This window comes from Sorangium sp. So ce124 (genome assembly GCF_051525235.1).
GTDB lineage: Bacteria > Myxococcota_A > Polyangia > Polyangiales > Polyangiaceae > Sorangium > Sorangium atrum.
Map to the genome: position 1 here is coordinate 11286734 of NZ_CP150312.1, position 18333 is coordinate 11305066.

The following is an 18333-nucleotide window of genomic DNA, read 5'->3' on the forward strand; positions in this document are numbered from 1 at the left end:
CGTCGTCCTCCTCGCTGCCGGGGAGCCTCACGGTGCTGACGCGCGGGCCGAAACGGCGGGCCAGATCTTCCAGCGCCGCTTCGTTCCGGCCCGGCGCGATGACGCAGCCTGCCCCCATCGCCAGGGCGATGGCGACGCCGGCGCTGCCGCTCGCTGGCCGCAGGAGGGCGACTCCTTGTCGTTCAGGGTACGGGTGGATCAGGTCACCGCGCCGCGCTTGTGGAATTGCGGCTTGTCCCAGGCGCCGCTCTCCAGAAGGTCGCGCAGCACGTCCACCGCGTCCCAGACGTCGACGAAGCGGGTATACAGCGGGGTGAAGCCGAAGCGCATGATGCGCGGCTCGCGGTAGTCGCCTATCACGCCACGGGCGATCAGCGCCTGCATCACCGCGTAGCCCTGCGGGTGCTCGAAGCTGACCTGGCTGCCGCGGCGGGCGCCGTCGCGCGGGGTGATCAGGGTCAGCGGATGCTGTCCGCAGCGGGCTTCCACCAGCTGGATGAACAGCTCGGTCAGCGCCAGCGACTTGGCGCGCAGCGCGGCCATGTCGGTATGGCGGAAGACGGCAAGCCCGCATTCCACCAGCGAAAGCGCGGTGATCGGCTGGGTGCCGCAGAGGAAGCGGCCGATGCCGTCGGCGGGGGCATAGGCGGGTTCCATCGCAAACTGCCGGGCATGGCCGAACCAGCCGGACAGCGGCTGCCAGAAGCGGTTCTGATGATGCGGCGCCACCCACAGGAAGGCCGGCGCGCCGGGGCCGCCGTTCAGGTACTTGTAGGTGCAGCCGACGGCGAAGTCGGCGCGGGCGCCGTGGAGGTCCACCGGCACGGCGCCTGCGGAATGCGCCAGGTCCCACACGGTCAGCGCGCCGGCCTCGTGCGCGAGCGCCGTGACGGCGGCCATGTCGTGCATATAGCCAGTCTTGTAGTTGACATGGGTGAGCATCAGCACCGCCACGTCGTCGCCGATCGCCTGCGGCAGCTCCTTGGGCGAGTCGATCAGGCGCAACTCGTAGGCTGCGCCGCCGCCCATCTTCAGCAGCTCGGTCAGGCCCTCGGCGATGTACAGGTCGGTGGGGAAGTTGTCGCGCTCCGACACGAGCACCCGGCGCTGGGGCGCGGTGCCCTGCTGCTGGCGCAGGGCGGTGGCCAGCACCTTGAACAGGTTGATGGACGTCGTGTCGGTGACCACCACTTCGCCGCTGCCGGCGCCGATCAGCGGGGCCAGCAGGTCGCCAAGGCGGCGGGACAAGTGCACCCATCCGGCCGTGTTCCAGCTACGGATCAAGCCGTCGCCCCATTCCGCTTCGATCACTTCCCTGGCACGGATCAGCGACGCCTTGGGGCGAGCACCCAGCGAGTTGCCGTCCAGGTAGATCACGTCGTCCGGCAGCGCGAACTCGTCGCGCAGGTGGCGCAGCGGGTCGCTTGCGTCGCGGGCAAGGCAGGTGTCGCGGGTGGTTTGCAGGCTCATGTCAGGCGTCCTTCGGTCCAGCAGCGCAGGGGCGCAGCATGGCACGGACCGGACTCGCGCCCAGGGTGGCCAGCGTGAACGGCAGGGCGATCCGTCGTGGTCGCCGGGCGGCATGTCCTCCAGCTGCAAGCCTTCCAGGATGGCGAGGCCGCGGTGGTGGACTTGCCGATACCTGTCCTGCCTTTTCAAGGTTTCCGGGGCCAGCGACGACGCATCGACGCCTATCAGGCGCCAGCGGCGAGCGCCCGTTCGACGGCCTGCGCGTAGGGCATGGGCGTGAGCGGGATGATGGCGCGGATCGGCCTCACATCGCCGACGAGGTCGGCGTCCACGCCCAGCAGCAGGTCGGCGAAGGCGCCGCGGGGCAGGCCAGCCAGGCGCTCGAAGAGCCCGGCGAACGGCGCCAGCAGCCAGGGCAGGAGGTGCAGCTTCCACGGCGGGCGCCGGCCGAGCACGCGGGCCGCCACGTCGACCATCTCGTCGGTGGTGAACGCCACGTCGCCGCCCACGTCGAAGGCCCGGCCGAAGGTGCGCGGCTCGTCGAGGCTGCGGACGAGGTAATGGACGAGATCGTCGAGCGCGATGTTCTGCATGCGGTTCCGGCCGCTGCCGAGGATCAGCGCCACGCGCCGCCGCGCGTTGGCCAGCGTTGTCTCGAAGCCGAAGCCGCCGCGTCCCACGATCTGCCCCGGCCGGAGGATGGTCACGTCGAGCCCGCTGCCGAGCAGCATCTGCTCGGCCTTCCAGCGACCGCGTGCCCAGATCGAGCGCGTGTCGGGCGTGATGCCCAGGAAGGTCACGTAGAGCACGCGCCGCACGCCGTGGAGCCGGCAGGCCGCCACCACGTTCTCCAGGCCGCGCACCTCGGTGTCCACGAAGGTCTCGCCGGGCGCGGCGCCCTTCTGCGGCGAGAGCGTGTGCACGCAGTTGAACACGGCCTCGCAGCCGCGAGCCGCTTCCTCGATGGAGGCGCGGTCGGCGATGTCGCCGCGCACGAGCTCGGCGGCGGCGGGCAATCTGGCGCGGGCGGCGTCGAGGTTGCGCACGGCGCAGCGGACCAGGAACCCTTCCTGGAGCAGCACGTTGACGAGGCGGCGGCCGGTGAGCCCGGTGCCGCCGAGGACGAGCACGGTTCGCATGTCCTCATCGATAGCGATGGCCTATCGAACGCACCATGCGCGAGCGTGCCGATGACTGTCGCGAGCGTACGGAACGATCGACGAACTTCAGCCGCGCGCTTCGTTGCGGTAGTCCCGCGGCCGCTTGCCGGTGACGCGCTTGAAGGCCTGGCTGAAGGCGCTCTCCGACGAGTAGCCGAGCGCGGCGGCGATCTGCGAGATCGGCGCTGCCTCGTCCCGCAGCCGCCGCTCCGCCAGCCGCATGCGCCACGCCGTGAGGTACTGGAGCGGCGCCGTCCCTGCGGCCTCCTTGAAGCGCACGGCGAAGGTGGTGCGCGACATCGCCGCGGCGCGAGCCAGCTCCTCGAGCTTCCAGTCGCGCGCCGGCTCGCCGTGGAGGAGGCGCAGCGCCGCCGCCAGCCGCTCGTCGCGGAGGGCCCGCAGCCAGCCCGCGGGCAGGCGTGGCGCCGTGGCCAGGTGGGCGCGCAGGATCTGGACGAACAGCAGCTGCGCCAGCATCGACGCCGAGAGGAAGGCGCCCGGCGCGCCGCGCGCGGTCTGCTCCGCCAGCAGCTGCTCGATGAGCCAGCGGATGGGGGCTGCCTGGGGCGCGGTCGCGTGCACGTGCAGAAAAGGCGGAAGCGCGCTCTGCACGAGGTCGGCGTGGCGCGGATCGAGGGTCACGCCGCCGGCGAGGAGCAGCACCTCGGAGCCGTCACCGATGGTGGAGAAGAGGTGGCGCTTCTGGGCCAGCAGGCACCTCACGTCGAGGGGCGGGGCCGAGAGATCGCTGCCGACGAGGAACCCCTTTCTCCCGGGCAGGAGCACCGCGTCCCCCGGCTCGCCGCGGATCGCCTTCTTGTGGCCGTCCAGGCGGAACCAGCAGCCGCCCTTGGCGACGAGCGAGATCTTCATCTCGCCGGGCGGCGGGAAGTGGACGGCCCAGCGGCCACCGGCGGCGATGCCTCCGGCCATGACCGAGGTGGCCTGGGTGAGCCGGAGGATGTCGGTGAGCGGATCGCCGGCAACGGAGTGGATCGCAGCGTCGAGCGACACGCGTCGCACTATGGCGCATGCCGCCAGGTGGAACCACCGCGCGACGAGGCGCGCGGCGAGCGCCGCGGTGAGCGCGGGGAGCAGCGCCGCCGCGCCGGCGGCGACGCCGGGGTTGCCGGTCGTCCCTCCTCCAAGGTGCCATCACCACCATCGTTATCTCGATGCCTTGATTTTCGCTGAAGCGACATTCATGGGAGAGCAAGGCCAGCAGCCCCGAGGGAGACGAGTGGGCTTCTGAGGAATGCATGCTCTCGCCAGTAGGTTCAGAAGCGCTCGCCGACCAGCTCTTCGCTCTTCGCCCAGAGCGCCGCTGCCCGCTCCGGATCGAGCGCGTACGGGCGGACCCCTTCGCTGATGGGATCGATCGGGTCGAGGGTCACCCTCGTTGTGACATGGCAGTTTTCGCAGTAGCGGCCTCCCACCTCGTCCGCCGCGGCCACCACGCCAGCCCAGACCGAGGTCGCCGCGCCTTGGAGAATGGTCTTGAGCGCGAACGGCGGTTTGCCTCGAGCAGCGAGGTCCGCGTTGCTCCGCTCCACGAAGGTCGCGAGGGCGTCGTCGGGGAGGTGGCGCCCGAGCTCGGTCTCGATGACGCCCGGGTGCACAGCGGTGGCGCGCGTCCCGCGCTCACGGAGGCGTCGATCGAGCTCCACCGCGAACAGGATGTTCGCGGTCTTGGAGCGCCCATACGCGACGAACGGCTCGTAAGGCGTGCGCTCGAAATGCGGATCGTCGAGGTCGACGTCCGAGTAGCGATGTCCCGAGGACGATAGAGCCACCACCCTCGAGCCTCCACGCAGCAAGGACGCAATCCGATTGACGAGCACGAAATGCCCGAGGTGGTTCGTGCCGAATTGCAGCTCGAACCCGTCGTCGGTCAGGCCGAACGGACACGCCATGACACCGGCGTTGGCGATGAGAACGTCGAACGGCTCCCCGCGCTTCAGCAGGTCGTCGGCGCAGCGACGGACGCTCGCCAGCGAGGCGAGGTTCAGCTCTACCAGCTCCAGGCCGCCGGAGCCGGTAGCCGCCGCCTGCGCCCGGCGGGTGGCTGCTTCCGCCTTGGCCAGGTCACGCGCTGCGCCGACCACGTGGGCTCCATGGGCCACGAGCGCGCGCGCCGTCTCGATCCCGAGGCCGGCAGAGACGCCGGTGACCAGGATGCGTTTGCCGCTGAGATCGCGGCCCGCGAGGACTTCCTCTGTGGCCGACGTCGCTCCAAAGATCTGGGCCATCGTTGTCTCCTGCGAAGAAGCTGCTGTGCGTCGACGCGCGGGCCCTCGCCCGGCGGACCCCACACCGAGGCTGCGAAGCGCGGCACAATCACCCACGCTCGGTCTTCATCGGCGCGGGAGCCCCAGCGTCGGGCCCTGGGCGCGGCGATTCCACGCGTTCTTCCTCTGGCTCAGGGGGCCTTGTACTCCGTGGCGACATCCAGGACCCAGGTGACGCCGAAGCGGTCCTTGAGCATCCCGTAGAGGGGCGTCCACCCCGACTGCGCCAGAGGCTGCGCGACGGTCGCGCCAGCGGAGAGCTTCTCCCAGAGCTCGGTGATTTCCTTGGCCGAGTCGCCGCGGACCGAGACAAAGAACGCGTTCTTACCCTGCTCCCATGGCATGCGGGAAGGCACGTCGTAAGCCATCACTCGGAAGCCGTTCTTGGCAGCGACCTGGCCCCACATCACCTGATCGGCCTCCGACGGAGTTTGGACGTTTTGTGCGTCCTTGTAGGTCACGATGGTGATGTCACCGCCGAACACGAGCTGGTAGAACTCCAGCGCCGCTCGGGCGTCGCCGCGGAAATTGAGGTGGTTGGTAACGCTGACGGTCATGACGTTCTCCCATGCATTTTCAGGGTTTTGAGCGTGCCCGCGCGCTCGCGGATCGTCGGCGCGACGGGGATTTGTCGACCCGTGAGGCAGCGTGATCGGGTCGGTGACCTGGCGAGTCTGGTGGCACGTCGGAGGGCTGATTCCGGAGGGCTGGTACGATGACTCCGTCAACCATCGACACGAGGAAGGCCAGGTCGATCGGCTTGCGCTGGACCAGGGTGCGGTAGGCGGCCATCGACGGGATGACCTGAGACAGCGTGCCGATGTCGGCGGACGCCGAGATCTCGCCGCGGGCGACGGCTCGCTGCATCAGCGCGAAATGCGCTTCGGCCCACGGCTGGACGACCGCGCTGTTTGCCGCCTCGGCGAGCGCCTGCTCCTGCGAGAGCAGCGAGGCGAGCCCGGTCATGATCTTGAGCTTGTGCTCGGCTTCCTCGATCGACTGCGGCTTGAACAAGCCGAGGAGGTCTCCGCGGAGCGTGCCCGTGTCGGGCAGATGCTCGAGATCCACCTGTTTGCGCTTCATGTGCGCGACGGCGTCGATGACCAGCTCCGCCTTCGAGGTCCAACGGCGGTAGATGGTCGCCTTCCCGGCTCCTGCTCGCGCGGCCACCAGGTCCATCGTCAGGCCCGCAGCGCCCACCTCCGCGAGGACCTCGAGCGTCGCGTCGAGGATCTCAGCGTCGCGCGAGTGGTCTCGCTTTCGCCCGGGTTGTGCGGGCTGGACCTCAACCGAGTCGCCTTCCTTCCGAGTCATCCAGGTTGCCTCTCGACCTCTGGACTTATCGATACCCGGCGGTTCCGGAACTGTCAAGTTCCGAAACTTGAAGGTCTCGTTTTTCTCCCGCGTGCGCCTTGCGCAGGCCCATCCGGTCGAGCAGGCCGAGGAGCTGCCCGATCGCCGCGTGAACGACCCTGGCGGCCAGCTCGTCCCCGAGCGCCGCTGCGCTGGCGTGGAGCAAGGGGAGCCTGGCGGAGCGGGCGGGCCGACGTGCCGGGCGCGACCGCCTGCGTCCGTGCTGCGCCGGCGGTCACATTCGGGTGGGCTGCTTTGTCCTGGGAGCGGACCCCACCCGGAGAGGACATGAAGAAGCTGCTCAGGATAGATGCAAGCGCCCGCACGCAAGGGTCGATCTCGCGGAGCGTGGCGGACTATTTCCAGGTACGCTGGACAGAGTCGAATCCAGGCGGCCGCGTCATCGTTCGCGACCTCGCCCGGTATCCGGTGCCGCACCTCGACGCCGCGACCATCGCTGCGTTTCTCGCGCCCCAGCCGCCTTCCGGGGGGCCGCCGCCCGAGGGCCTCGTGCTGTCCGACGCCTTGATCGACGAGCTGAGCTCGGCCGATCACTTGCTGATCAGCAGCCCGCTGTACAACCTCACGCTGCCATCGACCCTCAAGGCGTACTTCGATCACGTCATCCGCAATGACCGTACGTTCACGCAGGTAGAAGGGCGCTACGTGGGCCTCCTCACCAGCAAGTCGGCGTCCGTCGTGACGACGCGCGGCGGCGTCGCCTCGCCCGCCGCCGCGGACGAGCTTCAGACCCGCACGCTGCGGGCGATACTGGCCTTCATCGGCGTCACGAAGGTCGACGTGATCTCGCTGGAGGGGATGAGCGGAGACGAGGTCTCTCGGTCGCGTCGCATAGCGTGCGCGCGGGCCGAGATCGACCGTCTCTTCGCCTCTCCTGGAGAGCCTGTGTGGCTCGGGCCGTTCACCGAGGAAGATCGCCGGGAGATCGGCGGGCTGCGGGCTGCGCAGGCTGCTGCCATCCAGCAGGGCGACGCGGAGGCCTACGCAGCGCTCTGCACCGACGACATTCAGCTCCTGATCCCGGGCCACGATGTCGTCTCCGGCCGCGAGCGGTTCCTCGCGTGCGAAGCGGATCTCTTCCGGAGCGCGAGCTTCGCGTCGTTCAGGAAGATGCCGGAGCGGATCGAGGGGAGCGGCGACCTGGCCGTCGAGATGGGCCGGCAAGAGGTGGCCATGCGGCGCGGCGGCGCCGCGGGCGTCTTCGCCGCGCGGCAGAAGTACACGCATGTTTTCCGGCGGACGGCGCAGGGCTGGCGCTTCGCCGTGCTGATGTCCAACGCCATCGAGTAACCGTCATGGATCACCGAACGCATCTCTTCGAGAGCCACCGCTCCCTCCTCGAGGGGCTCGCTTACCGGATGCTCGGCACGCGCGCCGACGCTCTCGACATCGTGCAGGAGACGTTCTTGAAGTGGAGCCAGACAGACGTCGACCAGATCCGCGACGCGCGCGCGTGGCTCGTCACGGTGTGCAGCCGCATCGCGTTGAACACGCTGCAATCGGCGCGTTCCCGGAGAGAGACCTACGTGGGCACATGGCTGCCGGAGCCGTTGATGGAGGATACGCGGAGCCCTGACGAGGAGCCGCAGATCGACGAGACCGTCTCGGTGGCGTTGATGCACGCCCTGGAGCGGCTGACGCCGAACGAGCGCGCCGCGTTCCTGCTGCACGACGTGTTCGGCTACAGCTTCGATGAGATCTCCACCCTGCTCGGCAAGGAGAGCGCAGCGTGCCGGAAGCTCGCCTCCCGTGCCCGCGCGCGGGTCCGCGACGCGCGGCCGAAGTTCGCGGCGTCGTCCACCGAGCACCAGCGCCTCCTGACCGCGTTCCTGAACGCCGCCCGCGCTGGCCGGATCGACGAGCTCCGCAGCCTGCTCGCGGAGGGCGTGGAGCTCCACGCGGACGGGGGCGGCAAGGCCGAGACGGTGACCCATGTGCTCCGCGGCGCGGACGCGGTGAGCACCTTCTTCGTCCGCGTCTGGAGCGCCGCGGCGCATCCCGACGGCCGCTACCGCTTCGTGGCGCGGTGGTTCAACGGTTCCCCGGGGCTCCTGGTCCACGACGAAGATCGGCTGATCGCCGCCGTGAGCGTGAGCGTCGACGAGGGCGTGATTCGAGGGATCTATGCCCACCGCAACCCAGAGAAGCTCGCAGCCTTTCTCGCGGAGGCTGGCTGAGCGGCGCGGGGCCGGGGAGGGAGGGGCTGGAGAGCAGCGGCTGGTTGAGAGGAGAGGGTGCGTGCGGGGCGAGCGCCTCACCATGGGCCTGATGGCGGGCGCCCGATCGACGGGGCTGGCGCTCGGCGAGCGCCGCGTGGAAGCGGCGCTGTCGACTTACACCTCCACGCCCTCAAGTCGCCAGGCTTGTGCGAGGTGGTCGCGCCAACCTTCTCCGATGACCTCGGCATGCCCTACGATGAGACGTTGGGCCGGTCGCTCCAGCATGGCACGGATGGAGCGCGCGGCCGCGGCCTTGTCCGGAATCTTCTTTCTGGCGTCGGGGGGTACGCGCACCCGCTCGTAAAAGCCGGTAATGCGCGCGGCATAACGCAAAGTCCAGTGGTCCTTGGCGCCGGCGCAAAGGACGATGTCTGCGCCGAGCAGGGTCTGCGTTGGCCGATGGTAGAGCACTGTCTCGTCCCAGAACGGCACGCCCTGAAGTGGCAAGGCCTCGAACTCAGGGACCTGCTCGCCGAACTGGGCGTCGTGGATATCCATGTGGAGTTTCAACGCCTTGTTCCTGTTGAGCGCCGACGCCGGTCCCACCACCTTCGCGTCAGGGAAATGGGCCGCCGCCGCGGGTGCCCCGAGGTGATGCCAGCAGTTGGGTACCACCAGCCAGCGCACTGGGCCCAGGGCTCGTAGCTGCTCTGTCAGCGCATCGGTGGGAGGGGCCGGAGTGTGCAGGAGCAAACTGCCGTCGTCGAGGCGTACGACCGTGGTGCGGGCGCGCATCCGTACCCCGCTGAACCACACGGGGCGGTCCAGGGTCCAGATCTTGTCATCGACCACGGCGGTGAGAGCGCTGTCAGGCATGCGGGCGACCTCCTCCACGCGAGCGCCAGGAAATCCAAACGCGATCCGGAAGTCAATCTCGCCGGGCGCTTTTCGAAACCGTGGAACGGCGGGATCACCGTTCGCGGCGATCCGCGTGTTCGGCAGCCACGGCCATTCGTTCTCAACCCGAAGCGCTGGCTGGCCGCCTCTTCGTTCTCTTCTTCTTCTCGCCCTCGCGCGCCCGGTCTGCCGCCCGCAGCGCGCTGAGCTCGCGCCGGAAATCCGCGGCCGCCGCGTAGTGCTCATCAGCCGACCGAATGACGCCGGCGATGGCGCCGCTGCAGCGCGGGCACTCGCTCCGATCGGACGTCAGCGCCGTGCGGCAGCCCGGCTCGGAGCAGAGATCGTACTGCCACCAGCGGCCGACGGCCCAGCCGATGAAGGGCGCCCCGACGAGCACGGCGAAGGCGAGCTCCCCACCGGCGCGCGGCAGGGCGGCAGTGACCAGGAGCGCCCCGCAGAAGCCCGCGAACAGGCCGAGGAACAGGCCCATGCCCGAGTGCGCGCGCCGCAGGCGGAAGACCGGCCGCGGATCGCCCTCCTCGAGCTTCGTCATCGCGGCGGGCCCCTCCTTCGGATCGTCCCAGACGTGGCCGCACTTGTGGCAGTGCCAGCGCCTCGGCAGGAACAGCAGGAGCGGCGCGGCGAGGATCGTGAGCGCGGTGGCGGCGCTCGAGCCCTCGAGGCGCAGGCGCTCGTGGAAGCAGTAGGCGAGCTCGCAGCGCGGGCAGCGGACCCCGCCTGCCTCCTCCTCGTCGTCGTTGCTGGCCGCCTCCCCGGGATGGACGTCGAGGAGCCTCTCCACGCGCTGGAGATCGCCCTCGCGCACCTGCAGCTGCGTGCCGCCGGCGGCGCCGCTCAGCAGCGGGTTGTAGCTCGCCGCCTCGAACACGTGGCACTCGATGCCGTTGGCCGAGAGCAGCGTGCGGTCCATCTGGGCCGCGACCGGATCGAGATAGCGGCGGACGGTGATGAGCTTCCCCGTGCCCGAAGCAGCATCCAGCTTGTCGCGGTACGGCAAGACGTCGCCTCCCCTGGGTCGAGACAGTGTCGCCCGGCTATTCGGTGAATCCCAGGGCTAGGAAATGCAAACGCGATCCGAAAGTCAATCTCCGCGCAGTGGCCGTTTCACTGTGCAGCCACGGTGCACGCGCTGGTGGACATAGAGAGCCTTACGCGATCCGCATCCCTCCACAGGATGGGAGTACGCGTTCGGCGACCCCCATCCTGTCGTCGAGCCTCTGCGCCGCTTAGAAACCCGTGCCGGAGGCGTCGATGGACGAAAGCACATGCCTCGCGGCGGGCGTGCCTCGCGTGCCTGCGGCAGGCAAGACCCAAGGCGACCACATACAGCCGCAGCGGAACGACCCAGGAGCCGCTCGTTGAGAGCGCGGAGGCCGGGCGCCCTCCCCCCTGCGGGAGCACCGGAGGCACGTCCTCCTGACACGGCACGGAATCTCCGCTGGCCTTGCAGAGGGTGGCGGCCATGGGGTAGCTGGAGAGGTGTAACCGCCGTTCGCGCTCGGGCGCCGCGTGGCCGCGAAGAGCGCCGCCGTCCAGACGCACTTCCCCTCGCGATAAAATAGTTCAACGACGACGGCAACTTCGATAAGCTGCGCTTCACAATCGCGGCGGAGCACGCGATCGTGCTATGCGTAGGAGATGCTCGTACACCGCCTGAAATTCTCTTCTTCCGCCGTCCTCGCGTGTGTGGTGCTGCTCGTCGCAGCGTGCAGTGATGACGCCGACTCGACGGGCACGACGACGGGCGGAACCGCGAGCTCGGCCAGCTCCGAGACCACGAGCGGCAGCGGGACAGCGGCGGGTGGCGGCTCGCCCGGCAGTTCCGGCTCGAGCGCGACCAGCGGGGGCGCGGCGAACGCCGGTGGGGGAGGCACGGCCGGCGGCGGCACCGGGGGCGCCGGCGGAGCGGGCTCGGGTGGCATGGGCGGCGGATCCGACGGTGTCGGAGGTACCGCGGGCGAGGGAGGTGGCGCAGGGGGCAGCGCTGGCGCGGGCGGCGGCCCGGCATTCCAGCCCTGCCCGGCGAGCGGCCCCTGTAAGATCATGCCCTTCGGCGATTCAATCACGCAGGGATTCAACGTCGCCGGCGGCTACCGCGCCCCGCTGTTCCACCTCGCGCTCGAAGCGAACCGCGACATCACCTTCGTCGGTTCCGCCAGTGATTACAGCGTGCCCATGGTGGACGGAGTGACGTTCCCGAGGAACCACGAGGGTCACGGCGGCTGGACGATCGAGGGCAACAACGGCATCGCGCAGCTCGTGGGCACCAGCATTCCGAATTACAAGCCCAACATCATTACGTTGATGATCGGAACGAACGACATCAACGGTAACATCAACCTTGCGGACGCACCGAATCGCCTGGGCAAGCTGCTCGACTCGATTTTCATGCGTGATCCGAACATCCTCGTGGTGCTCGCGCAGATCGTGCCGACGAGAAACGACGGCACGAACAACAACGTCAAGGCCTACAACGCGGCCATGCCCGACCTGGTTTCGACGCGCGTCAGCAAGGGGCAGCACATCGTGCTGGTGGACATGTACACAGCGTTCACCAACGACCCGAACTACAAGCAGTCCCTCTTCGCCGACAATCTCCACCCGAACCAGGCAGGGTATAACCGCATGGCCGATGTTTGGTTCCAGGCGTTGAGCCCGTACCTCCGCTGAAATCGAAAGGCGAACGCCACCAACGCTCGAGCAGATTCGCGGCGCACGCCGTTCGAGACTGTCGAGCATCGCCATGTGGGCTTCCGGGTAGCGCGCGCCGGCGACTTCGCTCGCGGGCACCGCGGCCTCGAGCTCAGCGACCTCCGACGCGTCGAGCGAGACATCGAGGCTCGACAGCGCCTCCACGAGCTGTTTGCGCGTGCGGGACCCCAGGGTCGGGACGATCGTCACGCCCTGAGCCGCGCCCTTCGCGCGGACCCACGCGATGGCGAGCTGCGCCGGGGACACGCCCTTTTCCGTCGCGAGGCGCGCGAGCGCATCGACGAGGGGTTGGTTCCTCTCGGCGTTGCCCGCGGAGAAGCGGGGCATGTGCGCGCGGTAGTCGCCCTCGCCCGACGGCTTTGCGCCCGTGAGCAGCCCGCGGGACAGGACGCCGTACGCTGTCATCGCGATCCCGAGCTCGCGCAGGGCCGGGATGACGCCGACCTCCGCGCCGCGGCTCACCAGCGCATATTCGATCTGCAGATCGCAGATCGGATGCACCGCCGCCGCGCGCCGGATCGTCTCCGCGCCGACCTCGGACAGGCCGATGTAGCGGACGTAGCCCGCCTTCACCATGTCGGCGATGGCGCCCACCGTCTCCTCGATCGGAACATTGGGATCGAGGCGCGACGGCCTGTAGATGTCGATGTGATCGACCCCGAGGCGCGACAGGCTGTGCGCCAGGGCGTTCTTCGTCGTGGCCGGACGCGCGTCGTGCCCGAGGATCTCGCCGTTCGGCCCGCGGAGCGCTCCGAACTTGACGCTGAGGAGCGCCTTGTCGCGGCGACCTCGCAGCGCCTTGCCGACGAGGAGCTCGTTCTTGCCCATGCCGTAGAAGTCGCCGGTGTCGAGGACGTTCACGCCGCGCTCGAGCGCCTCGTGGATGGTCGCGATGCTCTCCTGATCCGCGATGGCTTCGACGTCGCCGTCCGGTTCGGTCAGCCGGAGCCGTCGGCGTTGAAGTCTCGCCTTCTCCTGCGCACGCGCATCGTCACCTGCGCATCGCCGGCGTACCTCGCGCGCCACGGGGCGCCACGCCGCCCGAGCGACATCGAGAAGCACCCGTGTGTCCTGATGCGAGATCCCTCCACGGGGAGCCCTTTCGCATGGGAGTTCGTGCGCGGGAAGAAGGTCGTCCGCGTGAGCGCCGCTGGACAGCTGATGGTGAACGGGGTCGGTCCGCTCCTCGCGGCGTGCGTCGCGGTACAGGGGATCGCGCAGGTGCTCGAGCTCTACACGCGCGAGCTACTGGCCGACGGACGGCTCGTTCAGGTGCTGCCGGAGTGGGCCGAGGAGACGTATCCCCTCTACGCGTACCATCATGCCGCACAGCTCGTGTCGGCCAAGATCCGCGCCTTCCTGGAGTTCGTCGTCGCGCTGACGCGCGCATAACGTCACGATCGCCGGCGCCGCGGCCCCTTCGATGACGTGAACAAGCGAATCAATGGGTTGCGAGGCCCGGCCCATCTGCCGGGAAGCAAGGTCCAAGGGCAAGGAATGCGGAAAAGAGAGGAACCGCAAGGGGCGCAAGGGACCAGAGACGAGAACTTCTCTTGCTCGTCCCTTGCGTCCCTCGCGCCCCTTGCGGTTTCTCTTCCCTTCTGTTGATTTCCTCGGGACTCCAGCGCGATCGGTGCGCTAGGCCGCCCTCGAGCGATCCACGCGGAGCTCGATCCAGGGAGAGGTCTGCTCGGCCAGCGTGCGGTAGGTGAGCGCCGCGGCGCCGACGAAGAAGAGCGCGAGCGCGGCCGGGCCGATGTCGATGCTCCCGGCCGACTCGACGGTGCCGAGCACGCTCGCGTGGAACGCGCGGAACGGGCCGAGGTGGAGCGCCGCGAGCGCCCCGCCGAGCGCGATCGCCCAGGCCCGGTGGAACCGCGCGCGCTGGGCATGGTGGGCGATGACCGTCTCCGAGGCGACGCAGAGGCTGCCGTGCGCGGGCGCCCGGAGCACCCAGGCCCGCGCGGCGTCGCGGTACCCCGTGCCGGCGGCGCTCGCGTCGATCTCGCGGCGCACGGAGCCCGCGATGTAGATCGTGTCGCCGGGGCGGACCTCGGACACGTAGGCGGGCGCGCCGCCGCGCCTCGTCGGGACGAAGGTGGTGTCGAGGCTCAGCCTGCCGCTCGTCGGCTCGACCCGCACCGCGGCGCCCGAGGGGAGCCGGAGCGAGAACGCGCGCGCCCGCGTCTGCCACGCGCTCGGCGCGGCGCCGGCCTGGCCGCCGCACGGGATCTCGACCGCGATCACCGCGTCGCCCGGCGCGGCGTCCTCCGCGCTCACCTCGCCGCGCAGGAGCGCAAACCCCTCGCGTATCGCGCCGGGTGATGCCGAAGGGCTCCGCGCATACGCGGCGATCTGCGAGCGCCGCCGGTGGTGGAGGCAGCGCCCGATCGCGATGGCGACCGCGACGCCCAGCACCACCCCGGCGACCCCGTAGACGATGAAAAGGCTCGCGACGAAACCCATCGTCACAGCGTAGACGTGCGGCGTCGGGGCGTCGAGACGCGGTGTTGGTCTCGGGAGCGCCGGGAGAGCATGGCGCCTGTCTCGCACCACAGGCGCACGCACCGATCACCGCGGCGCGCCGCGGCCGGCGTCGGCGCGCACAGCGCCGCCGGCGTCAATCCCACCTCGTGTGTGGCGCGCAGTGCACCTCCCGCCTGCTCCGCCGCGTGGCTCTCGTCGATTGGCACTCCGGCCGTTTTGCGGCCCTGTCGTTCGCGATCGGTCGTTCGTGATCTTGGTTCGACAAATGCTCGTAGTTTCGATTGCTTACAGCGATCCCCCTCCTCACGTTCCGCTCCTGCTCCATCGCTGGAGCGGTGCGCTGGTGCGCCAGCGAACGGTCGTGAGGCCCGCCGTGCGCTTCGCGCGAAGGCCCGAGCGCCGCTGCGCGCCAGGGAGCGCGCATCCACAGGTGAGGCGCGGCGGGCACAGCCGCCCGGTGCATTGCGGTCTGGACGGGCGAATTGTCACGGCGGGACGCGATTTCGCTATGACGCAAGCGCCGCTCCAGGGTCGGGCGCGAGGCCGCGTCCTGCGCGTCGGGCGTGGCTGGCGCCGCGCGTCAAAAAGGAACGATAGAAGTTCAACGCGACGCCGGAAGCGTGTTAAGGGAGACGCCGTGTCCGACCAGCTCAGCTCGGATCTCGCATCGCTCCGGATCCAGCGGGACGTCGATCCCGATCGGCGGAGCCCGCTCCGCACCGCCCTCGTCGCCGCGGTCGTGCTCGCGGCCGTCGCCGGCGCCGCCGCGTTCGCCCTGCCCAGGGCGCAGAGCGCGATCTTCAAGGCCGAGGTCACCACCACCGAGGTCGCGCTGGTCTCGCCGGCGCAGGCGTCGATCTCCGTGACGTCGACCGGGTACGTGGTCCCGCAGGTCGTGTCCAAGGTCGGGGCCAAGATCCCCGGCCGCATCGCGCGGGTGCACGTCAAGGAAGGCGACGTGGTGAAGCAGGGCGACCTGCTCGTGGAGCTCGAAGACGCCGACCAGAAGAGCCTCGTGGCCGCGGCCCAGGCCAAGGTCGCGGCGGCGCGGGCGCGCGCCGCGGCCTCCCGCGCGAGCATCCTCGAGGTGGAGCAGCAGGTCGCGCGGGAGCGGCTGCTCGTCGAGCGCCAGGTGACCGGCCGCGCGTCGATGGAGGACCTGACCGCGCGCATGCACTCGCTCACCCAGTCGGCGGCGGCGGCCGACGCCGAGGTCAAGGCCGCGGCGGCCGACGTCGAGAGCCTCCGGGTCACGCTGGTCGACCGGAGGATCATCGCGCCGATCAACGGCACGATCATGTCGAAGCCGCCCGAGGTCGGGGAGGTCGTCGGCCTCGAGCTGCCGCACTTCGTCGAGATCGCCGACTTCTCGTCGCTCGTCGTCGAGACCGATGTCCCGGAGACGCGCCTCTACCTCGTCGAGCCCGGCAAGCCGTGCGAGGTCGTCCTCGACGCGTATCCGTCGAAGCGCCACCGCTGTACGACGCTCGAGATCGGCAAGCGGGTGAACCGCGCCAAGGCGACCATCCCGGTGAAGGTAAAGTTCGTCGGAGAGCCGAAGGAGGCCCTCCCGGAGATGAGCGCGCGGGTCAGCTTTCTCGCGGAGGCGCTGTCCGAGGAGGCGATGAAGGAGCCGCCGAAGCGCGTCGTCCCCGAGTCCGCGGTGGTCGAGCGGCTCGGCGCCAAGGTGGTGTTCGTTGTCAACGAGGGCCAGGCGAAGATGGTGCCCATCAAGGTGGGCGGCCCCGCGCCCGGCGGGCTCGAGCTGCTCGACGGCCCGGCCCCGGGGGCGCGCCTCGTGGCGAGGCCGGCGGCCGACCTCGCGGACGGTCAGAAGATCAAAGAGAAGGAAAAGGGGAGCGAATGACCGAGGGGTATCGCGACGGGAAGCCGAAGCCCATTGTCGAGCTGCAGGGGGTCGGCAAGAGCTATTTCCGCGACAAGGAGCCGATCGTGGTGCTCGACAACATCACGCTCGACGTCCCGGAGGGGTCGTACGAGGCGCTGATGGGGCCCTCGGGCTCGGGCAAGTCGACGCTGCTGAACCTGATCGCCGGGCTCGATCGCCCGACGCGCGGCTCGGCGCGCGTGGCGGGGCAGGACCTCACGCGGATGAGCGACGGCGAGCTGGCGCGCTTTCGCTCCAGGACGATGGGCTTCATCTTCCAGGCCTACAACCTGATGCCGGTGCTCACCGCGGTCGAGAACGTCGAGCTGCCGCTCCTGCTCACGAACCTGTCGGCCTCCGAGCGGCGGAAGCGCGCGCAGACGGCGCTGCGCGTCGTCGGGCTCGAGGAGCGGATGGGCCACTATCCCCGGCAGCTCTCCGGCGGCCAGGAGCAGCGGGTCGCGATCGCGCGGGCGATCGTGAACGACCCGACGATCATCGTGGCGGACGAGCCGACCGGCGATCTCGATCGCAAGAGCGCCGACGAGATCCTGGCCCTCCTGGAGAAGCTCAACAAGGAGTTCAAGAAGACCATCCTGATGGTCACGCACGACCCGCAGGCCGCCGAGCGCGCCACGGTGACGCGCCGGCTCGACAAGGGGAACCTGTCATGAACCTCGTCTCCGTCGCCGCCAGGAACGTCCTTCGCAACAAGTTCAGGACGCTGCTGACCGTGATCGGCGCGGCGGTGGCGGTGCTCGCGTTCGTGCTCCTCCGGACGGTGCTCTCGGCGTGGAACGTCGCCGCCGACTACGCCGCGAAGGACCGGATCGCGACGCGGCACAAGATCTCGTTCATCCTCCCGTTGCCGAAGCGCTACATGGACACCGTCCGCGAGGTCCCCGGCGTGACGGAGGGGTCCTTCATGAGCTGGTTCGGCGCCAAGGACCCGCGCGACGCCAACAATTTCTTCGCCTCGATGGCCGTCGAGTCGAAGACCTTCTTCAAGGTCTACGACGAGATGGTCGTCTCGCCCGAGGACATGGAGCGGTGGCTGGGCGACAGGAAGGGCGCCATCGTCGGCGACGTCCTCGCGACCCGGCTCAAGGTGAAGCCGGGCGACACGGTGACGCTGGAGGGGACGATCTACCCGGGAAACTGGCAGTTCAACGTCTCGGGGATCTACACGGCCACGCGCAAGTCGATCGACAGGTCGCAGTTCATCTTTCACTACGACTACCTGAACGAGTCGCTCCCCGAGCGGCAGCGCGACCAGATCGGCTGGATGACCGCCCGGATCGACGATCCGTCGCGGAGCGCGGACATCAGCGCGGCGATCGACAAGATCTTCGACGAGAAGGACGTCCAGACGGCGACGATGAGCGAGCGGGCGATGAACCTCTCGTTCATGGCGATGATGTCGGCCGTGCTGACGGCGCTCAACGTCGTGTCCGTCATCATCCTTCTCATCATGATGATGATCCTCGGCAACACGATCGCCATGGGCGTCCGGGAGCGGTCGCGGGAGTACGGCGTGCTGCGCGCGCTCGGGTTCGAGCCGAAGCACGTGAGGATCTTCATCATCGGCGAGGCCGCGACCATCGGGCTTCTCGCGGGGTTCATCGGGCTCGTCATCTCGTATCCGATCGTCGAGCTCGGGCTGGGCCGATGGCTGGAGGAGAACATGGGCTCCATGTTCCCTTATTTCCGGATCGAGCCTGCGACGATGGTCATGGCGGTGCTGCTCTCGATGGGGCTGTCGCTCGCCGCGTCGCTCATCCCGGCGCACAACGCCTCGAAACTCTCGGTCACCGACGCGCTCCGGCGCGTGGCGTGAGCGATCCACGCAGCCTGTCTTCGAGACCCTGAAAGCG

General features: G+C 69.3%; 16 protein-coding genes and 3 pseudogenes. 7 read left to right on the forward strand and 12 right to left on the reverse strand.

Translation table 11 applies throughout. The features are described 5' to 3' along the window. Window position 1 precedes the first annotated feature (1 nt). The 7 genes and pseudogenes from WMF19_RS42380 to WMF19_RS42410 form a co-directional block, all read right to left on the reverse strand. Window positions 2-148: pseudogene (locus WMF19_RS42380) on the reverse strand (alcohol dehydrogenase); the annotation flags it as partial. Window positions 149-198: 50 nt separating this feature from the next. Continuing rightward, a complete protein-coding gene (gene kynU / locus WMF19_RS42385; RefSeq protein ID WP_437895572.1) occupies window positions 199-1470 on the reverse strand; it encodes a kynureninase in 1272 nt (423 codons plus the stop codon). A gap of 224 nt (window positions 1471-1694) precedes the next feature. Then, the gene (locus tag WMF19_RS42390; RefSeq protein WP_437895573.1) at window positions 1695-2609 is read right to left on the reverse strand and encodes an SDR family oxidoreductase; all 915 of its coding nucleotides are present in this window, start codon (window positions 2607-2609) and stop codon (window positions 1695-1697) included. Between the two features lie 87 nt (window positions 2610-2696). Then, window positions 2697-3644, reverse strand: a complete 948-nt coding sequence (locus WMF19_RS42395) for an AraC family transcriptional regulator (protein WP_437895574.1) — start codon at window positions 3642-3644, stop codon at window positions 2697-2699. A 263-nt stretch (window positions 3645-3907) separates the two neighbouring features. Then, window positions 3908-4879 (reverse strand): SDR family NAD(P)-dependent oxidoreductase, encoded by a 972-nt coding sequence (locus WMF19_RS42400; protein ID WP_437895575.1) that lies wholly within the window; start codon window positions 4877-4879, stop codon window positions 3908-3910. A gap of 170 nt (window positions 4880-5049) precedes the next feature. Next, complete coding sequence (locus WMF19_RS42405; protein WP_437895576.1) at window positions 5050-5475, reverse strand: VOC family protein; 426 nt, start codon at window positions 5473-5475, stop codon at window positions 5050-5052. Window positions 5476-5494: 19 nt separating this feature from the next. Then, the gene (locus tag WMF19_RS42410; protein ID WP_437901736.1) at window positions 5495-6232 is read right to left on the reverse strand and encodes a TetR/AcrR family transcriptional regulator; all 738 of its coding nucleotides are present in this window, start codon (window positions 6230-6232) and stop codon (window positions 5495-5497) included. 327 nt (window positions 6233-6559) lie between these two features. Between WMF19_RS42410 and WMF19_RS42415 the strand changes: the two genes are divergently transcribed. Both WMF19_RS42415 and sigJ read left to right on the forward strand, forming a co-directional pair. Further along, a complete protein-coding gene (locus WMF19_RS42415) occupies window positions 6560-7582 on the forward strand; it encodes an NAD(P)H-dependent oxidoreductase (RefSeq protein WP_437895577.1) in 1023 nt (340 codons plus the stop codon). 5 nt (window positions 7583-7587) lie between these two features. Further along, on the forward strand, window positions 7588-8469 hold the full coding sequence (gene sigJ / locus WMF19_RS42420; protein ID WP_437895578.1) for an RNA polymerase sigma factor SigJ: 882 nt from the start codon (window positions 7588-7590) through the stop codon (window positions 8467-8469). 156 nt (window positions 8470-8625) lie between these two features. Here the strand turns inward: sigJ and WMF19_RS42425 are convergent, their stop codons facing one another. The 3 genes from WMF19_RS42425 to WMF19_RS42435 form a co-directional block, all read right to left on the reverse strand. Beyond that, window positions 8626-9327 (reverse strand): DUF4336 domain-containing protein, encoded by a 702-nt coding sequence (locus WMF19_RS42425; protein ID WP_437895579.1) that lies wholly within the window; start codon window positions 9325-9327, stop codon window positions 8626-8628. A gap of 142 nt (window positions 9328-9469) precedes the next feature. Continuing rightward, window positions 9470-10369 (reverse strand): hypothetical protein, encoded by a 900-nt coding sequence (locus WMF19_RS42430; protein ID WP_437895580.1) that lies wholly within the window; start codon window positions 10367-10369, stop codon window positions 9470-9472. A 628-nt stretch (window positions 10370-10997) separates the two neighbouring features. Further along, window positions 10998-11294, reverse strand: coding sequence for a hypothetical protein (locus WMF19_RS42435; protein WP_437895581.1), 297 nt, complete (start codon window positions 11292-11294; stop codon window positions 10998-11000). A 121-nt stretch (window positions 11295-11415) separates the two neighbouring features. On the opposite strand from WMF19_RS42435, the gene WMF19_RS42440 reads away from it, so the two are divergent. After that, window positions 11416-12042, forward strand: coding sequence for an SGNH/GDSL hydrolase family protein (locus WMF19_RS42440; RefSeq protein WP_437901737.1), 627 nt, complete (start codon window positions 11416-11418; stop codon window positions 12040-12042). 57 nt (window positions 12043-12099) lie between these two features. Here the strand turns inward: WMF19_RS42440 and WMF19_RS42445 are convergent. Then, a pseudogene (locus WMF19_RS42445) lies at window positions 12100-13026 on the reverse strand (aldo/keto reductase); the annotation flags it as partial. Here WMF19_RS42445 and WMF19_RS42450 point away from each other — a divergent pair. Then, a pseudogene (locus WMF19_RS42450) lies at window positions 12985-13476 on the forward strand (substrate binding domain-containing protein); the annotation flags it as partial. The pseudogenes WMF19_RS42445 and WMF19_RS42450 overlap by 42 nt on opposite strands. Window positions 13477-13722: 246 nt before the next feature. On the opposite strand, the gene WMF19_RS42455 reads toward WMF19_RS42450, so the two are convergent. Continuing rightward, the gene (locus WMF19_RS42455; RefSeq protein ID WP_437895582.1) at window positions 13723-14550 is read right to left on the reverse strand and encodes a hypothetical protein; all 828 of its coding nucleotides are present in this window, start codon (window positions 14548-14550) and stop codon (window positions 13723-13725) included. 658 nt (window positions 14551-15208) lie between these two features. On the opposite strand from WMF19_RS42455, the gene WMF19_RS42460 reads away from it, so the two are divergent. Genes WMF19_RS42460 through WMF19_RS42470 form a run of 3 tightly spaced genes read left to right on the forward strand, consistent with a single transcriptional unit; the run spans window position 15209 to window position 18296 of the window. Beyond that, window positions 15209-16438 carry an efflux RND transporter periplasmic adaptor subunit gene (locus tag WMF19_RS42460; RefSeq protein WP_437895583.1) on the forward strand — a complete coding sequence of 410 codons (1230 nt, stop codon included), beginning with the start codon at window positions 15209-15211 and terminating at the stop codon, window positions 16436-16438. Next, window positions 16435-17133: an ABC transporter ATP-binding protein gene (locus WMF19_RS42465; protein WP_437710339.1), complete on the forward strand. Its 699-nt coding sequence runs from the start codon at window positions 16435-16437 to the stop codon at window positions 17131-17133. The genes WMF19_RS42460 and WMF19_RS42465 overlap by 4 nt, the downstream gene beginning before the upstream one ends. Then, window positions 17130-18296: an ABC transporter permease gene (locus WMF19_RS42470; protein WP_437895584.1), complete on the forward strand. Its 1167-nt coding sequence runs from the start codon at window positions 17130-17132 to the stop codon at window positions 18294-18296. Before WMF19_RS42465 ends, WMF19_RS42470 begins: the two co-directional genes overlap by 4 nt. The last annotated feature ends 37 nt before the right edge of the window (window positions 18297-18333 follow it).